Origin of the sequence: Rhizobium sp. LCM 4573 (assembly GCF_001854865.1) — a bacterium.
Classification (GTDB): Bacteria; Pseudomonadota; Alphaproteobacteria; order Rhizobiales; family Rhizobiaceae; genus Neorhizobium.
Map to the genome: position 1 here is coordinate 301,105 of NZ_MDDW01000001.1, position 22,909 is coordinate 324,013.

Genomic DNA, 22,909 nt, shown 5'->3' on the forward strand with positions numbered 1-22,909 from the left:
GCCCATCCTGTGAAACGGCCTCCAGCACGCGTTGCCGGAGGCCGTTGCTTTTTGCCCTCCCGCTTCATCATTCGCCGGGCGGCGTCATGACGCTTTCTCGCGTGAAAACTTCGCGATTTGTCCGGTTGACGGCTCCAGAGCCGCTGATAATTTGACCGTATAGTCAAAACCGCGCGCAGCGGCTGATGGGGAAAATGCCCTCCCCGAAAGGGCTACGGAGAACAGCATGTCCAACCGCCTCAACACCACGCCCAATGATCTGAGGGCGTTCTGGATGCCGTTTACGGCAAATCGCCAGTTCAAGAAGGAACCGCGCCTCTTCGTGAGCGCCAGGGACATGCACTATACGACCCATGACGGCCGCCAGGTGCTCGATGCGACGGCCGGCCTCTGGTGCGTGAATGCCGGGCACTGCCGCCCCAAGATCACCGAGGCGATCCGCGAACAGGCCGGCGAGCTCGACTATGCGCCCGCCTTCCAGCTCGGCCATCCGAAAGCCTTCGAGCTTGCCAATCGCCTGGTCGATATCGCGCCGGAAGGGCTCAACCACGTGCTCTACACCAATTCCGGCTCGGAATCGGTGGATACGGCTCTGAAAGTTGCACTTGCCTACCATCGGGCCAAGGGCAACGGCTCCCGCTTCCGTCTGATCGGCCGCGAGCGCGGCTATCACGGCGTCAATTTCGGCGGCATTTCCGTCGGCGGCATCGTTGCAAACCGCAAGATGTTCGGCACGCTGCTGACCGGCGTCGACCATCTGCCCCACACGCATCTTCCCGGCCAGAACGCCTTCACCCGCGGCGAGCCGGAGCATGGCGCAGATCTCGCCTCCGAACTGGAGCGGATCGTCACGCTGCACGACCCCTCGACCGTCGCCGCCGTCATCGTAGAGCCGGTTGCCGGTTCGACCGGCGTGCTGATCCCGCCGAAGGGCTACCTCCAGAAACTGCGCGATATCTGCACCAAGCACGGCATTCTGCTGATCTTCGATGAGGTCATCACCGGCTTCGGCCGGCTGGGCGAACCCTTCGCCGCGCAGTATTTCGGCGTGACGCCCGATATCATGACCACCGCAAAGGGCCTCACCAATGGCGTGATCCCCATGGGCGCGGTGCTCGTCACCTCCGAAATCCATGACGCCTTCATGAACGGCCCGGAACATCTCATCGAGTTCTTCCACGGCTATACCTATTCCGGCAATCCGATCGCGTCCGCCGCAGGGCTCGCGACGCTCGAGACCTACAAGGAAGAAGGGCTGTTCGAGCGCGCCAAGGAAATCGCCCCCTATTGGGAAGAAGGCCTGCATTCTCTGAAGGACGTGCCGAACGTCATCGACATCCGCAATATCGGCCTCATTGGCGCGATCGAGCTGGACCCGATCGCCGGCGAGCCGACCAAGCGCGCCTTCTCCGCTTTCCTCAAGGCCTATGAGGATGGATTGCTGATCCGCACGACGGGCGACACCATCGCCATGTCGCCTCCGCTGATCGTCGAGAAGCACCATATCGACGAAATTTTCGGGAAACTGCGCGAAATTCTTACGAACAGCATTTGAATCGTATTTTCGGGGCCCGTTCTTTGCAAAATTTAGCAGAAACGGGCCTCATTCGGTGAACTTCTTGCGGAATCGCAGCTAAGTTCCTAAGAATGTTTCGTTCCGCTCGAAGTCAAACTTGGCCGGACGGAGGCATGTTACGGAAACGGAAATCGTTGCCCGGCAATCTCATGCATAAAAACAAGAACTTAGGGTGCATCGCCTGAATTTCTTTCAAAGCGGGACACCCGGTGGGTCAAGGACCCCATCCAAGGAGGACAGAAATGAGTCTCAAGACGCTTCTCGCAGCCACGACCCTCGCCTCGCTGGCTTTCGCACCGCTTGCCCATGCCGAAATCGTCATCGGCCTTGTTGCACCGCTGACTGGACCGGTTGCCGCCTATGGCGATCAGGTGAAGAACGGCGCCGAAACCGCCGTCGCGGAAATCAACAAGAATGGCGGCATTCTGGGCGAGCAGGTCGTGCTGAAGATTGCCGATGACGCGGGCGAACCCAAGCAGGGCGTTTCGGCCGCAAACCAGCTCGTCGGTGAAGGCGTTCGCTTCGTCGTCGGCCCGGTCACTTCGGGCGTCGCCATGCCGGCTTCCGACGTCTTCGCCGAAAACGGCGTGCTGATGGTGACGCCGACCGCGACCACCCCTGCGCTCACCACCCGCGGCCTCGCCAATGTGCTGCGCACCTGCGGCCGCGACGACCAGCAGGCGGAAGTCGCCGCGAAATACGTTCTGGACAACCTCAAGGACAAGCGCGTCGCGATCATCAACGACAAGGGCGCCTATGGCAAAGGCCTAGCCGATGCCTTCAAGAAGGTTCTCAATGAGGGCGGCGTGACCGAAGTGGTCAACGATGCCGTGACGGTTGGCGACAAGGATTACACCGCACTCACCACCCGTCTGAAATCCGAAAACATCGAGATCGTCTACTTCGGCGGCTATCATCCCGAAGGCGGCCTGCTTGCCCGCCAGCTCTCCGATCTCGGCGTGAAGGCGACGATCATCGGCGGTGAAGGTCTCTCCAACACCGAATTCTGGAACATCGGCACCAATGCGGCAGCCGGAACCATCTTCACCAATGCTTCGGATGCCACCAAGAACCCGGCCTCCAAGGGCGCCGTCGATGCCCTCGCCGCCCGCAACATCCCGGCGGAAGCCTTCACGCTCAATGCCTATGCAGCCGTCGAAGTGCTGAAGGCAGGCATCGAGAAGGCCGGCAAGGCGGATGACTCGGAAGCCGTCGCAACGGCTCTGAAGTCGGGTGAGCCGATCAAGACCTCGATCGGCGATCTCACCTATGCCGAAACCGGCGACCTTTCCTCACCCGCCTTCTCGCTCTTCAAGTGGGAAGATGGCAAGATCGTCTCCCTCGAATAGTTCAAGCATCGACGGGCGCCTTCGGGCGCCCGTTCTGCCTTCCGGATGCGATCAGGTAACACTCATTGCCAATACGGCTCGGGCGGCATCTGGACCTTTGCGGGCACTCGGTAAGTCGCATTCTTCTTCGGTTCGGGAGCCTGCTGCCGGAATCTTTTTATCGCGGCTCTTTTTACGACCTCGTCCGCCGTCTTGTCGCCCGTCGATCTCACCATAACGACACGGCTCAATTTTCCATGAGCGTCCGTATGGAGCGCCACCATAGCGTCCTTTCTTGTGTTGCAGCCGGTCAAGACAAGCACCGCCAAGGCAAGTGCGGCCAGATTTTTCATAAAAGTTTCCCCCTGCGCCCAATTTCCAAAAGCCATAGCGAAGTCCTGCGGTGTGGAGAAGATGCGCCGATGCAACTTCTGATTATTCTTGAAGCCCGTTGCCGCCGGCTTCGGAAATCAGCGATCGCTGATCTTCAACTCCGGTCCTTTCCTTCCTAGACTGCGGAGAATCGAAAACAGGAAAGACGCCATGAATACCCGACTTGAAACCCTCATAGACCAGGGCACCGGCCGCAAACCGGCGGATATCGTCCTGAAGGGTGGCAAGTTCTTCGATCTCGTCACCGGCGAACTCGTCGCTTCCGACATCGCCATCTCGGGCGAATGCATTGTCGGCACCTGCGGCAGCTATTCCGGCAAGACCGAGATCGACATATCCGGCAGGATCGTCGTGCCGGGCTTCATCGACACGCATCTGCATATCGAAAGCTCGCTCGTCACCCCGCATGAATTCGACCGCTGCGTGCTCCCCTATGGCGTCACGACGGTGATCTGCGATCCGCATGAGATCGCCAATGTGCTCGGCACGGAGGGCATCGAATTCTTCCTCGATTCCTCGCTCGAAACCATCATGGACATCCGCGTCCAGCTTTCCTCCTGCGTGCCGGCAACGCATCTGGAGACGGCGGGCGCCGATCTGCCCATCGAAAAGCTCCTGCCCTACCGCGATCATCCGAAGGTCATCGGCCTTGCCGAGTTCATGAATTTCCCCGGCGTCATCCACAAGGACCCGGTCTGCCTCGCCAAGCTCGACGCCTTCTATGGCGACCATATCGACGGCCACGCCCCGCTTCTCAGCGGCAACCACCTGAACGGCTATCTCGCCGCCGGCATCCGCACCGAGCATGAATGCACGACGGCGGAAGAAGCGCTCGAAAAGATCCGCAAGGGCATGCATATCCTGGTGCGCGAGGGCTCCGTATCGAAGGATCTCCACGCCCTGATGCCGATCATCACCGAGCGGCTATCGCCCTTTATCGCACTCTGCACCGACGACCGCAATCCGCTCGACATCGCCGAACAGGGCCATCTCGACTACATGATCCGTACCGCGATCGCGAACGGCGTCGAACCGCTCGCCGTCTACCGCGCCGCCTCCATTTCCGCGGCCCGCGCCTTCGGTTTGCGCGACCGCGGCCTCGTCGCCCCCGGTTGGCGGGCCGATCTCGTCGTCGTGGACACTCTCAAAAACTGCCGGGCGGAAATCGTCTTCTCCGCCGGCCGCAAGGTGACGGACGAACTCTTCGCCACCCGCAAGCCGGTCGCCCCGGTCGGGCTCGACAGCGTCAAGGCTCGGCCCGTCCAGGCCATGCATTTCGGCGTGCCTGCGACGGAGGGCGAAACGCCGGTGATCGGCGTCATGCCCGGCAAGATCATTACCGAGCATCGCCGCTACCGCCTACCCTCCTCCGGCAACCAGACTGGCATCGATCTTTCCCGCGACATCATCAAGGTCGCCGTCATCGAGCGGCACGGGAAGAACGGCAATCATGCCAACGGCTTCGTTCAAGGCTTCGGGCTGAAGAAGGGCGCGATCGCCTCCACCGTCGGCCATGACAGCCACAATATCTGCGTTGTCGGCGTCAACGAGGACGATATGGCGCTCGCCGCAAACCGGCTTGGCGAAATCAAGGGCGGCTTCGTAGTGGTGGAAGATGGAAAAGTGACGGGCGAGATCGCGCTTCCCGTCGCCGGCCTCATGAGCCTCGAACCTCATGAGGTGGTGCGCGATACGCTGCATCACTTGAGAAAGGCGGCCTATGCCCTTGGAACGACTCTCGAAGAACCCTTCCTCCAGGTCGCCTTCCTGCCGCTCCCCGTGATCCCGCACCTCAAGATTTCCGACAGGGGCATGGTGGATGTCGATCGCTTCGAACTGATTTGAGCGGACTACTTCCGATAGCCCTTCGCCTTCATCCAGCCCTCGGGTAGCTCATCGCCTTCCATGGGCGGATTGTCGGGAACCTGCTCGAGTATTTCGAGAAGCCGGTCGCCCGTTGCTCCATTCGCTCGCCGCTTCAGAAATTCGGCGGCAGTCTCGACGACGCCCACCTTCTGAGCCACAGCCGAGGCGATCCATTGGTTGAGCGACACGCCGTYTTCCTTCGCCAATCGGGCCRCAGCCTCCTTGATGGAGGCTGGAAGCTTCAGGGGATAAGTGTTCTTGCTCATGTCTTCAGATGCTCCAATAGCTCTCCAGGCCTTAGAACGCAAACGTGCAGACGTTTTGCCGCCGGCTCGAAATCTCGGATATTGTGCGTCACCAAAGCATCGGCTCGACCATTRACCGCCGCTTCCAGTACCAGTTCGTCCTCCGGATCGGAAAGCTGCGGCCTCCATCTATAATATAGATCGACTGCCTCCGATAACGCAGCTATATCTTCAAGCGCGTCATCGATCCTCGACATCGGAAGACGATGAACCGCGACCTGCTCTGCCCTCTTCAGCACTGCTTCGTATTCCAAGAACAGTGCCGTCGTTGCCAACGGAACAATCCGTTTCAGGGCTATCTGCTGCAAGATGACGAAAGACGCACCGGTTCGACTGCGAAACGCAGCAGCCAAAACATTCGTATCGAGCACCACGCGCTTCATTTCGATAAGAATAATATATCCCATAGGATGTTTCAATGCAGCTCCTCAGCTCTTGAACACATCGCCTCCAAGCAGCCAAACCCGCCCAATCTCCCGAAACCTCCCCCTTGGGCCTTGAAGATGACGGCCGGGTGGGGCAATACCCCCGCATCCTATCGAAACCCACGCGTGAAACGTGAAGGCCGACGAGATGCTGCAAACGCCCTACTACCTGATCGACAAAGCAAAGCTGCTCCGCAACATGGAGAAGATCGCCTATGTCCGTGAGAGATCGGGCGCCAAGGCGCTGCTGGCGCTGAAATGCTTCGCCACCTGGTCGGTCTTCGATTTCATGCGCGACTACATGGACGGTACCACGTCCTCGTCGCTGAACGAGGTGCGCCTCGGCCACGAACGCTTCGGCAAGGAAACCCACGCCTACTCGGTTGCCTATGCGGATTACGAGATCGACGAGGTCATTTCCCACGCCGACAAGATCATCTTCAATTCGATCGCCCAGCTCGAGCGCTTTGCGGTCAAGGCCTCCGGCATCGTGCGGGGCCTGCGCCTCAACCCGCAGGTAAGCTCCTCGAGCTTCGACCTTGCCGACCCCGCCCGCCCCTTCTCCCGGCTCGGCGAATGGGATCTCGCCAAGGTCGAGAAGGTCATGGACAGGATCAGCGGATTCATGATCCACAACAACTGCGAGAACAGCGATTTCGCGCTGTTCGACCGCATGCTCGGCCAGATCGAAGAGAAATTCGGGCCGCTTCTCAAGAGGGCTGAATGGGTGAGCCTCGGCGGCGGCATCCATTTCACCGGCGAAGGCTATCCACTCGATGCCTTCTGCGACCGRCTGAAAGCCTTTTCGGAAAAATAYGGCGTGCAGGTCTATCTCGAGCCCGGCGAGGCCTCGATCACCAGGTCGACCACGCTGGAAGTCACCGTTCTCGACAAGCTCTACAACGGCAAGGATCTTGTCGTGGTGGATTCGTCCATCGAAGCGCACATGCTGGATCTTCTGATCTATCGTGAAAACGCAAAGGTCTCCCCCAACCAGGGACCACATCGTTACATGGTCTGCGGCAAGTCCTGTCTTGCCGGGGACATCTTCGGGGAATTCGATTTCCCGGAAGAACTGAAGGTCGGCGACCGCATCTCCATACAGGATGCGGCCGGTTACACGATGGTCAAGAAAAACTGGTTTAACGGCGTGAAAATGCCGGCAATCGCCATCCGGGAACTGGATGGCAGCCTCAGAACGGTCCGTGAATTCGATTACGCGGACTACGAACAAAGCCTCTCGTAAAGAGGCTTCTGACGATTGGACATAAGGAGTTGGTCCCCATCATGAAGAAGAACGTGCTCATCATCGGCGCCGGCGGCGTCGCCCAGGTGGTCGCGCACAAATGCGCCCAGAACAACGATGTCCTCGGCGACATCCATATCGCCTCGCGCACCAAGGCGAAGTGCGATGCGATCATCGCAAGCGTGCATGAAAAGAAGGCGATGAAGCAGCCCGGCGTGCTCGAAGCCCATGCGCTCGACGCGCTCGACATCGAGGCCACCAAGGCGCTCATCAAGAAGACCGGCTGCGAGATCGTCATCAATGTCGGCACGGCCTTCCTCAACATGTCCGTGCTGCGCGCCTGCATGGATACCGACGTCGCCTATATCGACACGGCGATCCACGAAGAGCCGAACAAGATCTGCGAGACCCCGCCGTGGTACGGTAACTATGAGTGGAAGCGCGCCGCCGAATGCGAGGAAAAGGGCATCACCGCCATCCTCGGCGCCGGCTTCGATCCGGGCGTCGTCAATGCCTATGCCCGCCTCGCCAAGGACGAGTATCTCGACAAGGTAACGGACGTCGATATCGTCGACATCAATGCCGGCAGCCACGGCAAGTATTTCGCCACCAACTTCGATCCGGAAATCAACTTCCGCGAGTTCACCGGCGTCGTCTATTCGTGGCAGAACGGCGAATGGAACGTCAACAAGATGTTCGAGATCGGCAAGGATTACGACCTGCCGGTCGTCGGCACCCGGCGCGCCTATCTTTGCGGTCACGATGAAGTGCATTCGCTGGCCAAGAACATGGATGGCGCCGATGTGCGCTTCTGGATGGGCTTCGGCGATCACTACATCAATGTCTTCACCGTGCTGAAGAATATCGGCCTCCTCTCCGAGCAGCCGGTCAAGCTGGCGGACGGCTCGGAAGTCGTGCCGCTCAAGGTCGTCAAGGCCTGCCTGCCCGATCCCGCTTCTCTCGCCCCCGAATATGAGGGCAAGACCTGCATCGGCGATTTCGTGAAGGGCATCAAGGACGGCAAGGAGCGCGAGGTCTTCATCTATAACGTCGCCGACCACAAGGAAGCCTATAACGAAGTAGGCTCCCAGGGCATTTCCTACACGGCCGGCGTTCCGCCGGTCGCCGCCGCCATGCTCGTCGCTACCGGCGAATGGGACGTGAAGAAGATGGCGAATGTCGAGGAACTGCCGCCGAAGCCCTTCCTCAACATCCTGAACAAGATCGGCCTGCAGACCTGCATCCGCGACGAACAGGGCGAGCGCGAGCTGCACTTCTCCTGACGTGGATGCCCCTCATCCGGCTGCCGCCACCTTCTCCCCGCATGCGGGGAGAAGGGATATGCCGCACCGTTTCCCTCATTCCGCGAACGCCGCATGAGGCAAGTCCCCTCTCCCCGTCGAAACGGGGAGAGGGCTAGGGTGAGGGGCAAGTCAGATCGGCACTTGCCAGGCCCACTTTGCCTCAGAACCTGTAGCTCAATCCGAGATTGCCGCCCCAGTTGCGGTCGATATCCTTGCCGGCTGAGAAGTCGATATCGRCATGGACCTGCAGGGCATCGCTGATCTGGTAGGCAAAGCCCGCGCCCACTTCGCCGCGCGTCCCATCGAAGGCGTTGTCGAAGCCGACGGTGTTGATCGTCAGCTTGTTCGAATCGACGAACTCCTGCGCCACGGCGAACCGCATATAGGGCTGGAAGACGCCGCCGTTCTCGAGCTTGTGGTTGATGCCGATCGTGGCGCCGATGCGGCCCTGTACCGAGCCATAGGCATTGCCATGGGCGGTCATGCCGTTGTCGAGGCCATAGTCGAACGAGCCGATGCGCAGCGTGCCGGTCTCGGCGGAGAAGACATTGGCATCCGCCGCATGCAGGCCGATGACGGTCTTGGCGCTCTCGGACAGATCTCTCGGCGGGTCGACGGGGTCAGGACCCGGATCGACCGCGCCGGTGCCGACCAGCTTCCAATCGTCGCCATCCTGCTGGAGATAATATTTGTAGACGCCGAGGTCGACGGCATTACCGAGCAGGTTAAAGTTTGCGTCGGACACGCAGACTCCTTCGCGAATTTGCAATCGATTACAATACTCGTCCGGCACTCAGTGCTGCCGCAATCGCTTTCGGAATGGAAGCGATTGTGCTTGATTGCCAGTGGCACTCGCTCATGCGGCTGCGCTCGATCCATATTCGGGAAGAGAGAAGCCACCATTATCCCAGCGGCTCGAACACCATGGCGTGGCCGTTGATGCAGTAGCGAAGCACCTCGAAGACGCGTGGATCGAGCGACTGCGAAACGTTGAAGCGCATGAAGCTTTTTGCCGATTGAGAGAGGCTGAAGGCATTTCCCGGCGCCAGCACGACATGCCTTTCCAGGGCTGTGCGCGCCACGTCCGCCGCATCGGCCTCATCCGGCAGCCGGCACCAGAGGAACATGCCCGCCTGCGGCTCCAGCCAGGGAACGATCCCCAGGTTCTTCAATCTTGCCGAAACCTCGAACATGGCCTGCGAAAGGCGGCTGCGGAGAATTTCGACATGCTTGCGATAGCTGCCGTCGCTCAACACGTTGAACACGAGTTCCGCGTTGAGCCTCCCGCCGCCGAAGGTCGTCGCGATCTTGAGGTCCGTCAGGCCTTCGATCCATTCCGGCTTGGCCGCCACGAAGCCGCATCGTGCCGAGGCGGACAAGGTCTTGGAAAAGCTGCCGATATGGATGACGCGCTCCAGCCCGTCGAAGGCCGCCAGCCTGGGCGCCGGCGTATGCTCGAAATCGGCGAATATATCGTCTTCGATGATCGTGAGATCGAACTGGTSCGCAAGCTTGAGAAGCCTGTGCGCCACGACGGGTGAAAGCACCGCTCCAGTCGGGTTGTGGATCGCCGAATTCGTGATGTAGATGCGGGGCCGGTGCTCTCCAATAATCCGCGCGAAGGCCTCGATATCCGGCCCCGAAGGCGTGTAGGGAACCCCGACGACATTGGCGCGGTGCGCCCGCAGCAAGGCCTGGAAATTGAAATAGCACGGATCGTCCACCAGCACCGTATCGCCGGGCTCGAGGAGCAGGCGGCACAACAGGTCTATCGCCTGGGTGCCGGATTCCGTCAGCAGGATCTGATCGGGGGACGCTTCCATCCCCCGTTCCGCCATGCGCCGGGCAATGAGTTTGCGAAGCGGCGGCAATCCCAGAGGCGTGCCATAGTCGGCAAGGGAAGCGCTCTCGGTTCGGGAAAGGGTTCTTAGCCCCCGGCGCATGCTTTCCTCCGGAAACCACGAGGGCGGCAGCCATCCGCAGCCCGGCTTGAGATCGCCGTCGGCGGCTTCCAGAGATTGCCGGGATATCCAGAACGGATCGACGGCGCGGTCGAGCTTTGGCCCCGCTTCGGAGAGCGAGAACGGCGCCGCCTGGTTCGCAACGTAGAAACCGGAACCAGGCCGGGAAACGATCGCTCCCTCGGCGACCAGACGCTCATACGCTTCGACCGCGGTGGAGGTGGAAACCTTCAGCGTTCCGGCAAGCTGCCGCAGCGACGGCAGCTTCGCGCCGGGCGTCAGGCTGCGCCCCGCGATGCGCTGCCTGATCGTCGTCATCACCAGTTCGACCCGCGTGCCTTCGCTCATCTGTATTGCCACCTTCACCATAACAGTTCGTCAAAACTGTATCAGACTGTGGCTGGCAAGACCACGGCCTCTAGCGGATAAAGGCTCTGCAATAACGGAGTGCAATATGGACAGAACGGCAGCCGGATGGCTCAACGGTTTTATCGGCGTGGTGATCTTCAGCGGATCGCTTCCCGCCACGCGCGTGGCGGTCATGCAGTTCGATCCGGTCTTCCTCACGGTCACGCGGGCGGCGATCGCCGGCATTCTCGCGCTTGCGCTGCTGCTCGTCTTCAGGGAAAAGCGCCCCTCCCCGCGCGATATCCTGTCGTTGGCCGTCGTCGCCCTGGGCGTCGTGGTCGGCTTTCCCCTGCTGACGGCACTGGCGCTGCAGCATGTGACCACGGCCCATTCCATCGTCTTCGTCGGCCTGCTTCCCCTTGCGACCGCCATTTTCGGCGTCATCCGCGGCGGCGAGCGGCCGAAGCCGGCCTTTTGGTTGTTTTCCATATTGGGAAGCGCATTGGTCGTCGGTTTTRCACTCGCGCAGGGCCTCACCGCCGCGCCGCTGGGCGATGCGCTGATGCTGGCCGCGATCATCGTCTGCGGCCTCGGCTATGCGGAAGGCGCCAAGCTTTCGCGCACGCTCGGCGGATGGCAGGTCATTTCCTGGGCGCTCGTGCTCTCCCTGCCGCTGATGGTCCTCATAACCATCTTCACCATGCCCGCAAGCTTTGCAGGCATCCAGGCGCCCGCCCTGCTTGGCCTTGCCTATGTCTCGCTCTTCAGCATGCTGATCGGCTTCGTGTTCTGGTATCGCGGGTTGGCGCAGGGCGGCATCGCCACGGTCGGCCAGCTGCAGCTATTGCAACCCTTCTTCGGGTTGGCGCTGGCGGCGACCCTGCTGAATGAGACCGTCACGCCCATGATGCTCGCCGTCACCGTGGCGGTCATCCTCTGCGTGGCCGGCGCCCGTAAATACGGCAGATAGGGGCAGATCAGGATTTCTCCGCCATGTCGGCATGGCGGTGGACGAGCTGCCACTGACCGTCGGCCCGGCGGAAGATCTCCGTCACGCGCAGCCGCATCGGCACGGGCTCTGCCTGGCCTTTCAGCCGCGCCGTGGCGTTCTGGTAGCCCACCCAGTAACCGATCTTGCCGTCATGGCCCATGTGGATGATCTCCAGATCGCTTTCGCTGCCCGTGCTGAAGTTCGCCGCATCCTCGACATAGCGCGCCAGCACCTGCTCGGCGCCTTCGACGACGGGGCCGCGCGGATGAAAGAAACTCGCTTGGAAATCCGTGGCGGCGATCTCTTCCAGCGGCCCGGCATCGCCGTTGACATAGGCGCGCGCCGCTTCCTTGCGTTTCTGAATGAAGACGTGGAAATCGTCGGTCATCATGGCCCTCCCGTTCAGCCTCTTCCTCACCGCTTCGAAAGGAGCGCCGCCTGCCGGCGCTCCCGTGCCCCGTGGAACGGATAGGCAGGGCGATCGTTCCGCCGCCGCTACTCCGTCTTCCCGGCAAGCCCTTCCAGTATGGCATGCGCAGCCTTGATGCGCGCCGGTATCGGAAGGTTCCGGTTAGCCAGCATGACGATGCCGATCTTCTCTTCCGACACGAAGGCGACGTAAGCGCCGAAGCCGCCGGTCGAACCTGTCTTGTTGTAGAGCGTTGCGGGCACCGGCTGCTGCGGCGGCGTCAAGGCCTTTGCGGAATGGGCGTCCATGGCCATGGTCTGGGCATTGCCGGCAAGCAGGCGCTCCAATGTCACCGGGTAGGGATATTTTTCCCAGCCGAGCCCCTGCACCATTTCACCGACCTTGAAATAGCCGAGATGCGTGCCTTCCACGGCCCGGGCGACGGCACCGTCGAGCTTGCCCGGATCGATATTCGCCTCCACGAAGCGCACCATGTCAGACGTCGAGGATTTCACGCCGTAGGCCTCCGCGGCGAACATGCCGGGATTGACCCGCACCGGCTTGCCCGCCTTGTTGTAACCCCAGGCATAATCCTTCATCGCCGCGCTCGGAACCTTGATATAGCTGTGGCTGAGGCCGAGCTTAGGGAAGAGCTCCGCTTCCATCGCCTCCCGGAAATCGCGTCCCATGGCGATGCCGGTGATATGCCCAAAAAAGCCGATGCTCGGATTGGAATAGCGGCGCTCATTCCCCGGCCCCGCCTTCGGCTTCCAGCCCTTGAAATAGGCGAGCATCTGCCTGTCGGTTCCCACCTCGTCGGGGAACTGCAGCGGCAACCCGCCGGCCGTATAGGTGGCGAGGTGAAGCAGCGTCGCCTTGTCGATCTCACTTCCGGCAAGCTCCGGAATGTATTTGCCCGGATGATCCTCCAGCGACAGCTTTCCGGTCACCTGCGCATAGGCGCCGAGCGTCGCGGTAAAGGTCTTGCTGACCGAACCCAGCTCGAACAGGGTGTTTTCCGTCACCGGCACGTTCCCCTCTTTCGAGGCAAGCCCGTAATTCCTGAAATAGCGCCGGCCATCGATCGTGACGGCGACCGCCATGCCGGGAACGTCGTGCTCCTTCATCGCCGGCTCGATGGCCTTGTCCACGATGGCGGCAATTCGGTCCGCCTCGCTTGCCGCAAGGGCATGACCGGAGCCGCCGAATGCCGCGACGGTGAAGGACAACAGGGCCGCCGTCACAGCCCCGGATTGGAATTTTGTCTCTCTTTTCATCCTATGCTCTTCCTTGTCTGTCCTCGGTATCGCCGAAGCGAAAGTCCCGCCCCATGCGCCTCGTCTACGTTGCCGTTTCCATGCTCACAAACGATGATATCTCGCCGGAGCCATTAGAAAAATTTGAGGCGGCAGAACCGCTCGACACTCGCCGGGAATAGGCTTAACCCTGAAGCCATGCTTGGAATCGAATGGCTGAAGACCGACTATCGCACGCTTTTCCGATTGAAGGCGAACGGACGCATCGAGYGCGAAAACGATCCGGACAATTCGCCTGGGCCACGGTTCTGGCTCTCCGGATGCCCGGAGGGCAACATTTTCGGCTCACATGCCGATTTACCCAGCGATATCGTCGCCGAACTGGAGAGTCTGGCCGCCGAGGAGCCGCCATTCCTCCATCCGGCAAAGCCGAAGCACCTCGAACGCTATCTGTCCATATTGGGCGACCACGGCCCGATCACCCACAATTTCGGTCTCATCTACGAACTGCCGAATGGATTGCCCTACGAGACCGGCGACYGGCTGCTAGGCAGCGACAGCGAGGAAGGCCGCGAGCTTGCCCGGTCCCTGTCCGCGACCGGGATGCCCGAAGGCCTGCGTGAGCTTGGCTTCCATGGAGTGGATGATCTCTGGCAGCCCTGGTGCGCCGCCATGGTCGGCGGTGAAATCGCATCCATCGCGTTCGCCGCACGGTTATCGGAAGTCGGCGCGGAACTCGGCCTGGTAACGGTCAAGGCATTCAGGGGGCAAGGCCACGCCGCGGCGGCGACCGCCGGCTGGTCACGGCTGCCTTCGCTTCGTTCCCGCACGCTTTTCTACAGCACGGACCGCGACAACGTCTCCTCGCAGCGCGTCGCCGCCCGCCTCGGGCTTAGGCTTTACGGCACGAGCCTGCGAATCGCCTAGCCCCTCACACCCTCGCGCAGAACACGTCGAGCGCGTCGAGCTTCACCACGCCCTTTTCGAGCAATGAGAGGAAATCCGGCAGCGGCACCGGCAGGCAATCCGCCACCCGTTCCGGCAGGCGGAACTCCTGCCGCTCGCGGGTCAGATTGAAGACGAAGAGCAGCTTTTCGCCGCCCTTTTCGCGCACGAAGGCCAGTAGGTCCTGGCCATGGGTATCGAGGAAGGTCATGTCGCCGTCGATCAGCGGTGGATGCGCCTTCCGGAAGGCCAGCGCCCGGYGATAGTGGTGGAGAACGGATTCGTCCCGCRCCTCTTGGGTGTCCACCGCGCGGGCGGCATGATCCTGCGGCACCGGAAGCCAAGTCTTCGAGCCGGGGGTGAAGCCCGCATGCGGCTCGTTGCTTTCCCAGGGCATGGGCGTGCGGCATCCGTCGCGTCCCTTGAACGCCGGCCAGAAGCGGATGCCATAGGGGTCGCGCAAGTCCTCGAAGGCGAGCTCGGCCTCGGCAAGCCCCAGTTCCTCTCCCTGGTAGAGGCAGATCGAGCCGCGCAGCACCGAAAGCAGCGTGATGGAAAGCTTGGCGACGCGGTCGCGCTCCTCCGGAGATTTCGCAAACCGCGTCACGTGGCGAACCACGTCGTGGTTGGAGAAGGCCCAGCACACCCAGCCATTGGTGACGATGTCATGCACCGTCGACATGACGCGCCGGATATAGGCGGCAGAAAACGCCGGCCCCAGCAGGTCGAAGGTATAGCACATGTGCAGCTTGTCGTTGCCGCTGGTGTAGATGGCGAGCGTCGTCAGCGAACGCGGTCCGTCGCCCACCTCGCCCACCGTGGTGCGCCCGCCATAACTGTCGAGCAGCGCCCGCAGCCTCTTCAGGAACTCGATGTTCTCCGGCTGGCTCTTGTCATAAAGGTGGTTCTGCATCGAATAGGGATTGGTGTCGCTCTCCAGCCCCGCAGTCGCCGCGTCGTAGACCATCGGCGGGTTGTTCCTGAGCTGCTTGTCGTGGAAGTAATAGTTCACGGTATCGAGCCGGAATCCGTCCACGCCCCGATCCAGCCAGAATTTTACCGTGTCCAGCATGGCGTTCTGGACTTCCGGATTGTGGAAGTTGAGGTCGGGCTGCGAGATCAGGAAATTGTGCATGTAATACTGCTTGCGCACGCCGTCCCATTCCCAGCCCGGCCCGCCGAAGATCGAAAGCCAGTTGTTCGGCACCGTCCCGTCCGGTTTCGGATCGGCCCAGACATACCAGTCCGCCTTCGGATTGGTGCGGCTCGAGCGGCTTTCGATGAACCAGGGGTGGCGATCGGAGGTGTGGGAGATCACCTGGTCGATGATGACCTTGAGACCGTGCCGGTGGGCTTCCGCCATCATCTCGTCGAAATCGGCAAGCGTCCCGAACATCGGATCGACATTGCAATAGTCGGAAACGTCGTAGCCCATATCCGCCATGGGCGAGGTGAAGAACGGCGAAAGCCAGATCGCATCGACACCGAGCGAGGCGATGTGGGGCAGCCGGGCGGTAATGCCCTTGATGTCGCCGATGCCGTCTCCGGTCGTATCCTGGAAGGAGCGTGGATAGACCTGATAGATGACCGCGCCGCGCCACCAATCCGCATCGACTTGCCTGCCTGCTTCCGTCGCCATGTGGTCAAACCTCCTGCTGGTATCGGGTCAGGTTCCAACCTAGTGTTTCACGAACGAAAGACAATTCAAAAGCAGAGGCATGATGCAAGGCCGGCAACCCGCATCCTCCCTTGCCTTGTGTCGAACTTCGGCCTATTGCGGCTGAAAGACGTGAGCGGAGGAACAGGACTTTGGGCGGGCGTTTTCTATCGATCGGCGAATGCATGGTGGAGCTGTCGCAGGCGGGTGAAGGCCTGCTGCGCAAGGGCTTTGCCGGCGATACCTTCAACACCGCATGGTATGCCCGCGCCTGCCTCCCCGTCGAATGGTCGGTGGATTATTTCACCGCGCTCGGTGATGACCCCCTCTCCTCGGAAATGCTGGCCTTCATGAAGGCGGGCGGCATCGGCACCGAGGCGATCCGCAAGATCGAAGGCAGGACGCCCGGCCTCTATCTCATCACGCTCAAGAACGGCGAGCGCACCTTCAGCTACTGGCGCGATACGGCGGCCGCGAAGAAACTCGCCGACGATGCCGATCACCTGCGCCGCTCGCTGGAAGCGGCCGACATCCTCTATTTCTCGGGCATCACGCTCGGCATCCTGGCGCCGCAAGCGGTGGAAACCCTGCTGGCCGAGCTGCGCCGCGCCCGCGCTGCTGGAAAGCGTGTCGTCTTCGACCCGAATATCCGCCCGCGCCTCTGGCCCAATAAGGATTACATGCTGAGGACGATCGAGGCCGGCGCCCGCGCCGCAAATCTCGTCCTGCCAAGCTTCGACGACGAAACCGCCCATTTCGGCGACGCGAGCATCTCCGAAACGATCGCCCGCTATCATGCGCTCGGCGTGGAAAATGTGGTGGTGAAGAACGGCGCCGAAGGGGCGACGCTGAGCTTCGGCGGAGGTGGCACGAGCCATGTGCCGGCGGTCGGCGTTCCGAATGTCGTGGATACCACCAGCGCCGGCGACAGCTTCAACGGCGGCTTCCTGTCGCGGCTGGTGCGCGGCGCTTCCCCGGAGGATGCCGCGGCTTACGGAGCGGCGGTGGCGGCCGTCGTCGTCGGCCACCACGGCGCTCTCATCAACCCGGCATTGCTGCCGGGCTGATCCGGAGCGGCCGCGGCTACTCGCTCGCCCCGGCCCCGCTCATATCCATCCATGCCGCCTCGAAGACATGGCCGTCCGGGTCCTCGAAGCTGCGAAGATACATGAAGCCCATGTCCTGCGGCTCGCGGGGATCGGCCTCGCCGCCGGCGGATGCCGCGGCCTCGGCTATGGCATCGACCTCCTCGCGGCTGTCTCGCGAAAGCGCGATCAGCATCCCCACAGTCTCGCGTGAATTTGCAAGCGGCTTGGTCGTGAAGGTCTTGAAATAATCGACCGCAAGCAGCTGGAAGGTGATCGTGTCGGACCATATCATCGACGCTGAATTCGCGTCGCTGAACTCCTCGTTCTTCCGGCAGCCGATCGCCTCGTAGAAGCGGGTGGACGCGGCGATGTCTTTCACCGGCAGGTTCAGAAAGATCATTTTCGGCATTTCGATTCTCCTCTCAATATCTTGCGCTGATAAGTTCCGGTATTACACGAGCTCCTGCACGATCCTGTCGTGAGGGTGAATGCAGACGAGTTCGAGCCGGTCGGTCCCGACGTTTTCGAAACGATGGGGAACATTGGCGGCAGCCACGACGATGTCGCCGGGATAGCCCCGCGTCCTGTCGTCTCCCACGGTGAATTCGGCCTCGCCTTTTCTGACGATCCAAGTCTCCGAATAGGGATGCACATGCAAGGCCGACCCTCGGCCCGGATCGGCATCGACCAGGAAAAACGAAACCTGCGCGCCGAAATCATGCCCTTCGAAGCGAACCGTGCGGCTCTGGCCGGGTTGCGGTTCCTTATGACGTAACACTTTGAACATCGGCTTGCCTCCTTCTCCCGAACGGCAATTTATCTTCGCGAGAAGATATATGCTCCCGAATTATCTTCACGTCAAGATATTTATCTTCACGTCAAGATATATTGGCTCGCCAGAGATCAGCGTGTATGTTTCCCCTAAGGAATCCTAGGGAATCTCCGCGAGGCAGCATGACGGACGGTACTGAGCACAAAGAAGATGGGATCGAGCTGGATCATGTCGATCGCCGGCGCCGGCAATGGGCGCGGGAATTGCCCGATCTCGACACCGAGCCGATGGCCATCCTGGGACGCGCCTTTCGGCTGGGAAACATGGTGCGGCCGAGCATCGAGRCCACCTTCGCCGGGTTCGGGCTCGATCGCGGGGAATTCGACGTGATCGCGACRCTCCGCCGTTCCGGCCCGCCCTACCGGCTCACCCCGACGGAGATATATTCCTCGCTGATGATCTCCTCCGGCGGCCTCACTCACCGGCTCGACCGGCTGGAAAAGGCGGGCCTGATCCGGCGCGAGAAATCACCGCGCGATGGACGCAGCATGCTGGTGGCTTTGACGGAAGCCGGCGCGGCACGCGCCGAGCAGGCTTTCCGCGCGGACATGGCAAGCGAGGCCGGGTTTCTTCGGTCCCTCGATGCCAAGGAGCGCGAGCAGCTCGCGGGCCTGCTGCGAAAGCTCATCCTCGGTATCGAAAGCGATATCGCGGAAAAGGAAAAAGCGGAAGAAGACGCGCGGTCTACCCGATCCGGAAGGTAACCGGAAATCCCCTCGCCACGGAATTCGCTACGGTGCAGACGCTGCGGGCGCGTTCGATCAGCGCTGCCGTATCGCTTCCATCCGCGGCCTTGCAGACCACCGCAAGATCGGCGCCGACTGCCACCAGCGGGAAACCGTCGAGCTGCAGCGTAACCTGCACGGCGATCTCGTCGATCGCGATCCCCATTTCATGCCCGGCATACCTCAGGTCGTTGCAGAAGCAGCCACCGATCGCGAGCGCCAGCAATTGCGCTCCGTTGAAGCCGAGGCCCTGGCCGCCCGCCTTCCCCTCGGGCCTGTCGACCACCAGCGTATGGCTTCCAGCCCAGCCCAGGGCCGCCTCGGTACCGGCGACATTGCGAAGCTCGACCGTGGACGAGATCATCTCCACCTCCTCTCCCATGGCACCCGATGATCCCACCATTCGGTGAGGCGCGCAATCCGAGGCCGCCGGGCCTGACATCAGGCTGTAACAATCTTCTCCGATAGAGGCGCCAGAACCGCCGGAACCGAGTGAGTCGTGGCCGGCAAATCACGGGCTGGCCGTTCCATGACGAAGATCACCATCGTGACGGATGCTTGGTACCCCCAGGTGAACGGCGTGGTGCGCTCCATCGAGAACACCAATCGCGAGCTCGCCCGCATGGGCGTCGATGTCGCCATGGTGACGCCGCAGAAATTCGCGAGCGTCCCCTGCCCGACCTATCCCGAAATCCGGCTTTCGCTCGCGACCTTCCGCCAGGTGGCGAATGCGATCGAGGCATCCCGGCCCACCGCTGTCCACATCGCGACGGAAGGCCCGCTCGGCCTGCTCGCCCGCCGCTGGTGTCTGAAGAACCAGGTGCCCTTTTCCACCAGCTATCACACCCGCTTCCCCGAATATGTCGCAGCGCGCTTTCCCGTGCCGATCCGTTTCCTGCACGCCTTCGTCCGCTGGTTCCACAATGCCGGCAACGGCTGCATGGTGGCGACCGCGAGCCTCGAGCGCGAGCTTTCGAAATTGGGATTGAAGAACCTGCTGCGCTGGAGCCGCGGCATAGATCAGACGCAGTTCCGCCCTATGGAGCGCGAGGAGCGGCCCTTCGGCCTGYCGCGCCCCGTCTTCATGACGGTCGGTCGCGTCGCGGTCGAGAAGARCCTGCCTGCATTCCTCGGCCTCGATCTCCCCGGCTCGAAAGTGGTGGTCGGCGACGGCCCTGCCCGCGCCGAGCTTCAAAGCCGCTACCCGGACGTGCTCTTCACCGGCATGAAGACCGGCGAGGATCTCGCGCGCGCCTATGCCCAGGCCGATGTCTTCGTCTTTCCTTCGAAGACCGATACGTTCGGCAATACCATCCTGGAAGCGCTGGCGAGCGGTGTGCCCGTGGCCGCCTATCCCGTCACCGGGCCGATCGACATCATCGAGGAAGACTCCGGCGCCGGCGCCCTTCACGAGGACCTGGGCAAGGCCTGCCTTGCCGCGCTCGATTGCTCGCGGGAGGATGCCCGCAGGCTCGCCCACAAGTTCTCCTGGGAAGCCGCCTCACGGCAATTCCTTGCCAATATCATGGCCGCGCGGGATCGCCGGCCCACCCTGACGCCGCCCGCTCCGGGCGCACGTCCCTCCGCGGCATGAAGCCCCGGCCAAGTCAGGGCTGAACGGGAAGAACCACCGAATGGATCAGTCGCTGCGGTTCAACCGCTCCGGCTGTCGCGCCAGGCGAAAAATGCAATACCGCCAGCGGCAAGACAGACGGATGTCAGAAGACCGACAGTGATCATGAATATTCCTCCCAAGGACCAAGACGCGGGACGCCCTCCTGCGACCCGCGAACTATTGTCGCACTCGATCATGAAAATTCCGGGAATGCAAGCCCTGGTGGCAAGCGACTCACTGCGTAACGATCACCACGACGACCACCACCTGCCATGGCGACTTGATCGCCCTTCCCGCTCCCGCTGGTGCCGTGGCAACGCGGCGGCGCACAGGACAGGCGCAGTCCGCGGTTACCGCCGCTTCTTCCGCCCCTCGAACGGGTTCTCGCTTGCCTTGAAATGGATGCGGATCGGCACGCCCGGCATCTGGAAATCGGCGCGAAGGCCGTTCGTCAGGTAGCGCACATAGGATTCCGGCAGCGCCTCGGGGCGCGTGCAGGAAATCATAAAGGCCGGCGGACGCGCCTTCACCTGGGTCATGTATTTCAGCCTCAGACGGCGGCCGGAAACCGCCGGCGGCGGATGCTGCACCTGCACTCCCTCCAGCCAGCGGTTGAGCTTGGCGGTCGAGATGCGCTTGTTCCACACCCGGTCGGTCTCGATGATGTTCTGCATCAGCTTGTCGAGCCCATAGCCGGTCTGGCCGGAAATCGGCACGGCGCGGATGCCGCGCGCCTGCGGCAGAAGCCGCTCGGTCTTCTCGCGCAGGTCGGCCAGCACCGCCTGCGGGTTTTCCACCAGATCCCACTTGTTGAAGGCGAGCACGGCGGCGCGGCCCTCGCGCAGCACCAGATCGACGATCTGCAGGTCCTGCTTCTCGAAGGGAATGGTCGCGTCGAAAATGATGACCACGGTTTCGGCGAAACGGATGGCGCGCAGCGTATCGGCGACCGAAAGCTTTTCGAGTTTCTCGACCACGCGCGCCTTGCGGCGCATGCCGGCCGTATCGAACATCTTGATCGTGCGGCCGCGCCAGTCCCATTCCACCGAAATGCTGTCGCGGGTAATCCCCGCCTCCGGCCCGGTCAGCAGCCGGTCTTCGCCGAGAAAGCGGTTGATGAGGGTCGATTTGCCCGCATTCGGACGCCCGACGATGGCCACACGCAGGGGCTTCGTCTCGTCATAGGCGGGTTCGGCGTCTTCTTCCTCTTCTTCGCCGCCGACGGCAGAGGCCGGAACGTCCACGTTCGTCTCGGCCTCTTCCTCGGGCTCCGGAAACGCCTTTTCCTCGCCAATCGCCTCAACGATCGCGTCGCGCAGGTCGATCATGCCCTCGCCGTGCTCCGCCGAGATCGGCACCGGCTCGCCCAGGCCCAGCGTGAAGGCGTCGTAGAAGCCGGCATCCGAGCCCCGCGCCTCGGACTTGTTGGCGACCAGCACCACCGGCTTGCCGCTGCGGCGCAGAAGTTCGCCGAATGTCTTGTCGAGCGGCATCAGCCCCATCTTGGCGTCGACGACGAAAAGGGTGAGGTCCGCCTCCTCGATCGCGGCTTCCGTTTGAGCGCGCATGCGCCCTTCGAGCGTGTCCGGCCCCGCCTCTTCCAGACCAGCCGTATCGACGATGCGGAAGCGCAGGTCGATGAGCTTGGCATCGCCCGGTCGGCGGTCGCGGGTAACCCCCGGCGTGTCGTCCACCAGCGCCAGCTTCTTTCCGACCAGCCGGTTGAAGAGCGTGGACTTGCCGACATTCGGGCGTCCGACGATGGCGACGGTGAAGCTCATCCTGTTTTCCTTAAAGCCCTGACTCTTGAAAAGAGTTAGGGCGCCTTGCCGGAAGCGGCGATATTGTCGAGCATGATCTGCGCGCGGCTCGCCACATTGCGCGGCGCGGTGGCGTCGTTGCCGATCGCCTCGAACCACTGCTTGGCGCGGGCGAAATCGCCGGCCTTGAAGGCGGCAAGCCCCAACGCCTCGCGGGCGGAGTTGCGCAGCGCGTTGGTTTCCCCGGTCATCACCTCGACTTCGGCCGAAACCTGGTCATAGGTGCCGGTATCGATCAGCAGCCAGCCGGCGCGCAGGCGGGCGAGATCGCGGATCGCGGCGGGCGCGCTGCTGTCCTTGCCGATTTCGGAGAAACTCGTGACGGCCGCCGCCGTATCGCCCTTGTCTGCCTGCACGGAAGCCGCGCGCAGCTTCGCCAGCACCGGATAGGAGCCCGTGCCGTTCTCGGCGATCGATCCGAGGGCGGAAAGCGCCTCGTCGTTCTTGCCTTCCGAGGCGAGCCTGAGGGCGGCGATGAAGCGGTCGCCGGATTGCGAGGAATTGTGCGTTTCCCAGTATTCGTAGCCGCGCATGCCCGCGGTTCCGAGCACGATGAGCGCCGCGATGCCGATCACGATCGTCCCATAGCGCTTCCAGGCGTTTCTCACCTGGTCGGAACGCAGTTCCTCGTTCACCTCGCGGATAAAGCTGTCGTTGTCGTGCGCCATTCCTGTCTCCGGCCCTTCGGCCTATAGAACCCACCCGTCACGGGGAAAAGCGCCTTCTAGCTTATTTTCCCGCACATGTAAGTCCCCCCTCTCCATCCGCTTCTGACATTTTGTTCAACGGCGGGTAGCAGAAAATCCCGCCCTTGCGCAG

Annotated in this window: 23 protein-coding genes; 10 read left to right on the forward strand and 13 right to left on the reverse strand. The window is 62.0% G+C overall.

What is annotated here, in order from left to right; all coding sequences use genetic code 11:
• The first annotated feature begins 226 nt into the window (after positions 1–226).
• Both LCM4573_RS01515 and LCM4573_RS01520 read left to right on the forward strand, forming a co-directional pair.
• Positions 227–1,555, forward strand: coding sequence for an aspartate aminotransferase family protein (locus LCM4573_RS01515; RefSeq protein WP_071004072.1), 1,329 nt, complete (start codon positions 227–229; stop codon positions 1,553–1,555).
• Positions 1,556–1,818: 263 nt separating this feature from the next.
• Positions 1,819–2,925: an ABC transporter substrate-binding protein gene (locus LCM4573_RS01520; protein ID WP_071004073.1), complete on the forward strand. Its 1,107-nt coding sequence runs from the start codon at positions 1,819–1,821 to the stop codon at positions 2,923–2,925.
• 62 nt (positions 2,926–2,987) lie between these two features.
• On the opposite strand, the gene LCM4573_RS01525 is transcribed toward LCM4573_RS01520, so the two are convergent.
• A complete protein-coding gene (locus LCM4573_RS01525; protein ID WP_071004074.1) occupies positions 2,988–3,257 on the reverse strand; it encodes an energy transducer TonB in 270 nt (89 codons plus the stop codon).
• Between the two features lie 190 nt (positions 3,258–3,447).
• Here LCM4573_RS01525 and ade point away from each other — a divergent pair, with 190 nt between their 5' ends.
• Positions 3,448–5,142: an adenine deaminase gene (gene ade, locus LCM4573_RS01530; protein ID WP_071005120.1), complete on the forward strand. Its 1,695-nt coding sequence runs from the start codon at positions 3,448–3,450 to the stop codon at positions 5,140–5,142.
• Positions 5,143–5,147: 5 nt separating this feature from the next.
• Here ade and LCM4573_RS01535 read toward each other — a convergent pair whose 3' ends face one another.
• Both LCM4573_RS01535 and LCM4573_RS01540 read right to left on the reverse strand, forming a co-directional pair.
• Positions 5,148–5,429 (reverse strand): pilus assembly protein HicB, encoded by a 282-nt coding sequence (locus LCM4573_RS01535; RefSeq protein WP_071004075.1) that lies wholly within the window; start codon positions 5,427–5,429, stop codon positions 5,148–5,150.
• Positions 5,426–5,887 (reverse strand): putative toxin-antitoxin system toxin component, PIN family, encoded by a 462-nt coding sequence (locus tag LCM4573_RS01540; protein WP_244505204.1) that lies wholly within the window; start codon positions 5,885–5,887, stop codon positions 5,426–5,428. The genes LCM4573_RS01535 and LCM4573_RS01540 overlap by 4 nt, the downstream gene beginning before the upstream one ends.
• Before the next feature lie 154 nt (positions 5,888–6,041).
• Between LCM4573_RS01540 and nspC the strand changes: the two genes are divergently transcribed.
• The gene (gene nspC, locus LCM4573_RS01545) at positions 6,042–7,139 is read left to right on the forward strand and encodes a carboxynorspermidine decarboxylase (protein ID WP_071005123.1); all 1,098 of its coding nucleotides are present in this window, start codon (positions 6,042–6,044) and stop codon (positions 7,137–7,139) included.
• Positions 7,140–7,180: 41 nt separating this feature from the next.
• Entirely contained in the window at positions 7,181–8,422 is a 1,242-nt protein-coding gene (locus LCM4573_RS01550; RefSeq protein WP_071004076.1) for a saccharopine dehydrogenase family protein, read from the forward strand.
• Positions 8,423–8,603: 181 nt separating this feature from the next.
• Here LCM4573_RS01550 and LCM4573_RS01555 read toward each other — a convergent pair whose 3' ends face one another.
• Both LCM4573_RS01555 and LCM4573_RS01560 read right to left on the reverse strand, forming a co-directional pair.
• Positions 8,604–9,188: an autotransporter outer membrane beta-barrel domain-containing protein gene (locus LCM4573_RS01555; protein WP_071004077.1), complete on the reverse strand. Its 585-nt coding sequence runs from the start codon at positions 9,186–9,188 to the stop codon at positions 8,604–8,606.
• 157 nt (positions 9,189–9,345) lie between these two features.
• Entirely contained in the window at positions 9,346–10,773 is a 1,428-nt protein-coding gene (locus LCM4573_RS01560) for a PLP-dependent aminotransferase family protein (RefSeq protein ID WP_071004078.1), read from the reverse strand.
• Between the two features lie 85 nt (positions 10,774–10,858).
• Here LCM4573_RS01560 and LCM4573_RS01565 point away from each other — a divergent pair, with 85 nt between their 5' ends.
• Complete coding sequence (locus LCM4573_RS01565) at positions 10,859–11,722, forward strand: DMT family transporter (RefSeq protein WP_071004079.1); 864 nt, start codon at positions 10,859–10,861, stop codon at positions 11,720–11,722.
• Between the two features lie 7 nt (positions 11,723–11,729).
• Here the strand turns inward: LCM4573_RS01565 and LCM4573_RS01570 are convergent, their stop codons facing one another.
• Both LCM4573_RS01570 and ampC read right to left on the reverse strand, forming a co-directional pair.
• A complete protein-coding gene (locus LCM4573_RS01570; protein ID WP_198539672.1) occupies positions 11,730–12,134 on the reverse strand; it encodes a DUF4440 domain-containing protein in 405 nt (134 codons plus the stop codon).
• Between the two features lie 104 nt (positions 12,135–12,238).
• The gene (gene ampC, locus LCM4573_RS01575; RefSeq protein WP_071004080.1) at positions 12,239–13,429 is read right to left on the reverse strand and encodes a class C beta-lactamase; all 1,191 of its coding nucleotides are present in this window, start codon (positions 13,427–13,429) and stop codon (positions 12,239–12,241) included.
• Between the two features lie 177 nt (positions 13,430–13,606).
• Here ampC and LCM4573_RS01580 point away from each other — a divergent pair, with 177 nt between their 5' ends.
• Entirely contained in the window at positions 13,607–14,335 is a 729-nt protein-coding gene (locus LCM4573_RS01580; RefSeq protein ID WP_071004081.1) for a GNAT family N-acetyltransferase, read from the forward strand.
• 4 nt (positions 14,336–14,339) lie between these two features.
• Here the strand turns inward: LCM4573_RS01580 and LCM4573_RS01585 are convergent, their stop codons facing one another.
• Positions 14,340–15,992 (reverse strand): alpha-glucosidase family protein, encoded by a 1,653-nt coding sequence (locus LCM4573_RS01585; RefSeq protein ID WP_071004082.1) that lies wholly within the window; start codon positions 15,990–15,992, stop codon positions 14,340–14,342.
• Between the two features lie 170 nt (positions 15,993–16,162).
• Here LCM4573_RS01585 and LCM4573_RS01590 point away from each other — a divergent pair, with 170 nt between their 5' ends.
• Positions 16,163–17,077, forward strand: a complete 915-nt coding sequence (locus LCM4573_RS01590; protein WP_071004083.1) for a sugar kinase — start codon at positions 16,163–16,165, stop codon at positions 17,075–17,077.
• A 16-nt stretch (positions 17,078–17,093) separates the two neighbouring features.
• On the opposite strand, the gene LCM4573_RS01595 is transcribed toward LCM4573_RS01590, so the two are convergent.
• On the reverse strand, positions 17,094–17,507 hold the full coding sequence (locus tag LCM4573_RS01595; RefSeq protein WP_071004084.1) for a VOC family protein: 414 nt from the start codon (positions 17,505–17,507) through the stop codon (positions 17,094–17,096).
• Between the two features lie 42 nt (positions 17,508–17,549).
• Complete coding sequence (locus LCM4573_RS01600) at positions 17,550–17,885, reverse strand: cupin domain-containing protein (RefSeq protein WP_071004085.1); 336 nt, start codon at positions 17,883–17,885, stop codon at positions 17,550–17,552.
• A 167-nt stretch (positions 17,886–18,052) separates the two neighbouring features.
• On the opposite strand from LCM4573_RS01600, the gene LCM4573_RS01605 reads away from it, so the two are divergent.
• Positions 18,053–18,634, forward strand: coding sequence for a MarR family winged helix-turn-helix transcriptional regulator (locus LCM4573_RS01605; RefSeq protein ID WP_071004086.1), 582 nt, complete (start codon positions 18,053–18,055; stop codon positions 18,632–18,634).
• On the opposite strand, the gene LCM4573_RS01610 is transcribed toward LCM4573_RS01605, so the two are convergent.
• On the reverse strand, positions 18,615–19,019 hold the full coding sequence (locus LCM4573_RS01610) for an OsmC family protein (protein ID WP_071004087.1): 405 nt from the start codon (positions 19,017–19,019) through the stop codon (positions 18,615–18,617). The genes LCM4573_RS01605 and LCM4573_RS01610 overlap by 20 nt on opposite strands.
• A 165-nt stretch (positions 19,020–19,184) precedes the next feature.
• Between LCM4573_RS01610 and LCM4573_RS01615 the strand changes: the two genes are divergently transcribed.
• Positions 19,185–20,249: a glycosyltransferase family 1 protein gene (locus LCM4573_RS01615; protein WP_083347275.1), complete on the forward strand. Its 1,065-nt coding sequence runs from the start codon at positions 19,185–19,187 to the stop codon at positions 20,247–20,249.
• Positions 20,250–20,620: 371 nt separating this feature from the next.
• Here LCM4573_RS01615 and der read toward each other — a convergent pair whose 3' ends face one another.
• Complete coding sequence (gene der, locus LCM4573_RS01620; RefSeq protein WP_071004089.1) at positions 20,621–22,051, reverse strand: ribosome biogenesis GTPase Der; 1,431 nt, start codon at positions 22,049–22,051, stop codon at positions 20,621–20,623.
• 35 nt (positions 22,052–22,086) lie between these two features.
• Positions 22,087–22,758: a tetratricopeptide repeat protein gene (locus LCM4573_RS01625; RefSeq protein WP_071004090.1), complete on the reverse strand. Its 672-nt coding sequence runs from the start codon at positions 22,756–22,758 to the stop codon at positions 22,087–22,089.
• Positions 22,759–22,909: the final 151 nt, after the last annotated feature.

Bases quoted from the DNA above. Each gene is read 5' to 3' on its own strand.
- LCM4573_RS01515 (WP_071004072.1), top strand. From the start codon at position 227: ATGTCCAACCGCCTCAACACCACGCCCAATGATCTGAGGGCGTTCTGG.
- LCM4573_RS01520 (WP_071004073.1), top strand. From the start codon at position 1,819: ATGAGTCTCAAGACGCTTCTCGCAGCCACGACCCTCGCCTCGCTGGCT.
- LCM4573_RS01525 (WP_071004074.1), bottom strand. From the start codon at position 3,257: ATGAAAAATCTGGCCGCACTTGCCTTGGCGGTGCTTGTCTTGACCGGC.
- ade (WP_071005120.1), top strand. From the start codon at position 3,448: ATGAATACCCGACTTGAAACCCTCATAGACCAGGGCACCGGCCGCAAA.
- LCM4573_RS01550 (WP_071004076.1), top strand. From the start codon at position 7,181: ATGAAGAAGAACGTGCTCATCATCGGCGCCGGCGGCGTCGCCCAGGTG.
- LCM4573_RS01570 (WP_198539672.1), bottom strand. From the start codon at position 12,134: ATGATGACCGACGATTTCCACGTCTTCATTCAGAAACGCAAGGAAGCG.
- ampC (WP_071004080.1), bottom strand. From the start codon at position 13,429: ATGAAAAGAGAGACAAAATTCCAATCCGGGGCTGTGACGGCGGCCCTG.
- LCM4573_RS01595 (WP_071004084.1), bottom strand. From the start codon at position 17,507: ATGCCGAAAATGATCTTTCTGAACCTGCCGGTGAAAGACATCGCCGCG.
- LCM4573_RS01600 (WP_071004085.1), bottom strand. From the start codon at position 17,885: ATGTTCAAAGTGTTACGTCATAAGGAACCGCAACCCGGCCAGAGCCGC.
- LCM4573_RS01610 (WP_071004087.1), bottom strand. From the start codon at position 19,019: ATGATCTCGTCCACGGTCGAGCTTCGCAATGTCGCCGGTACCGAGGCG.
- der (WP_071004089.1), bottom strand. From the start codon at position 22,051: ATGAGCTTCACCGTCGCCATCGTCGGACGCCCGAATGTCGGCAAGTCC.
- LCM4573_RS01625 (WP_071004090.1), bottom strand. From the start codon at position 22,758: ATGGCGCACGACAACGACAGCTTTATCCGCGAGGTGAACGAGGAACTG.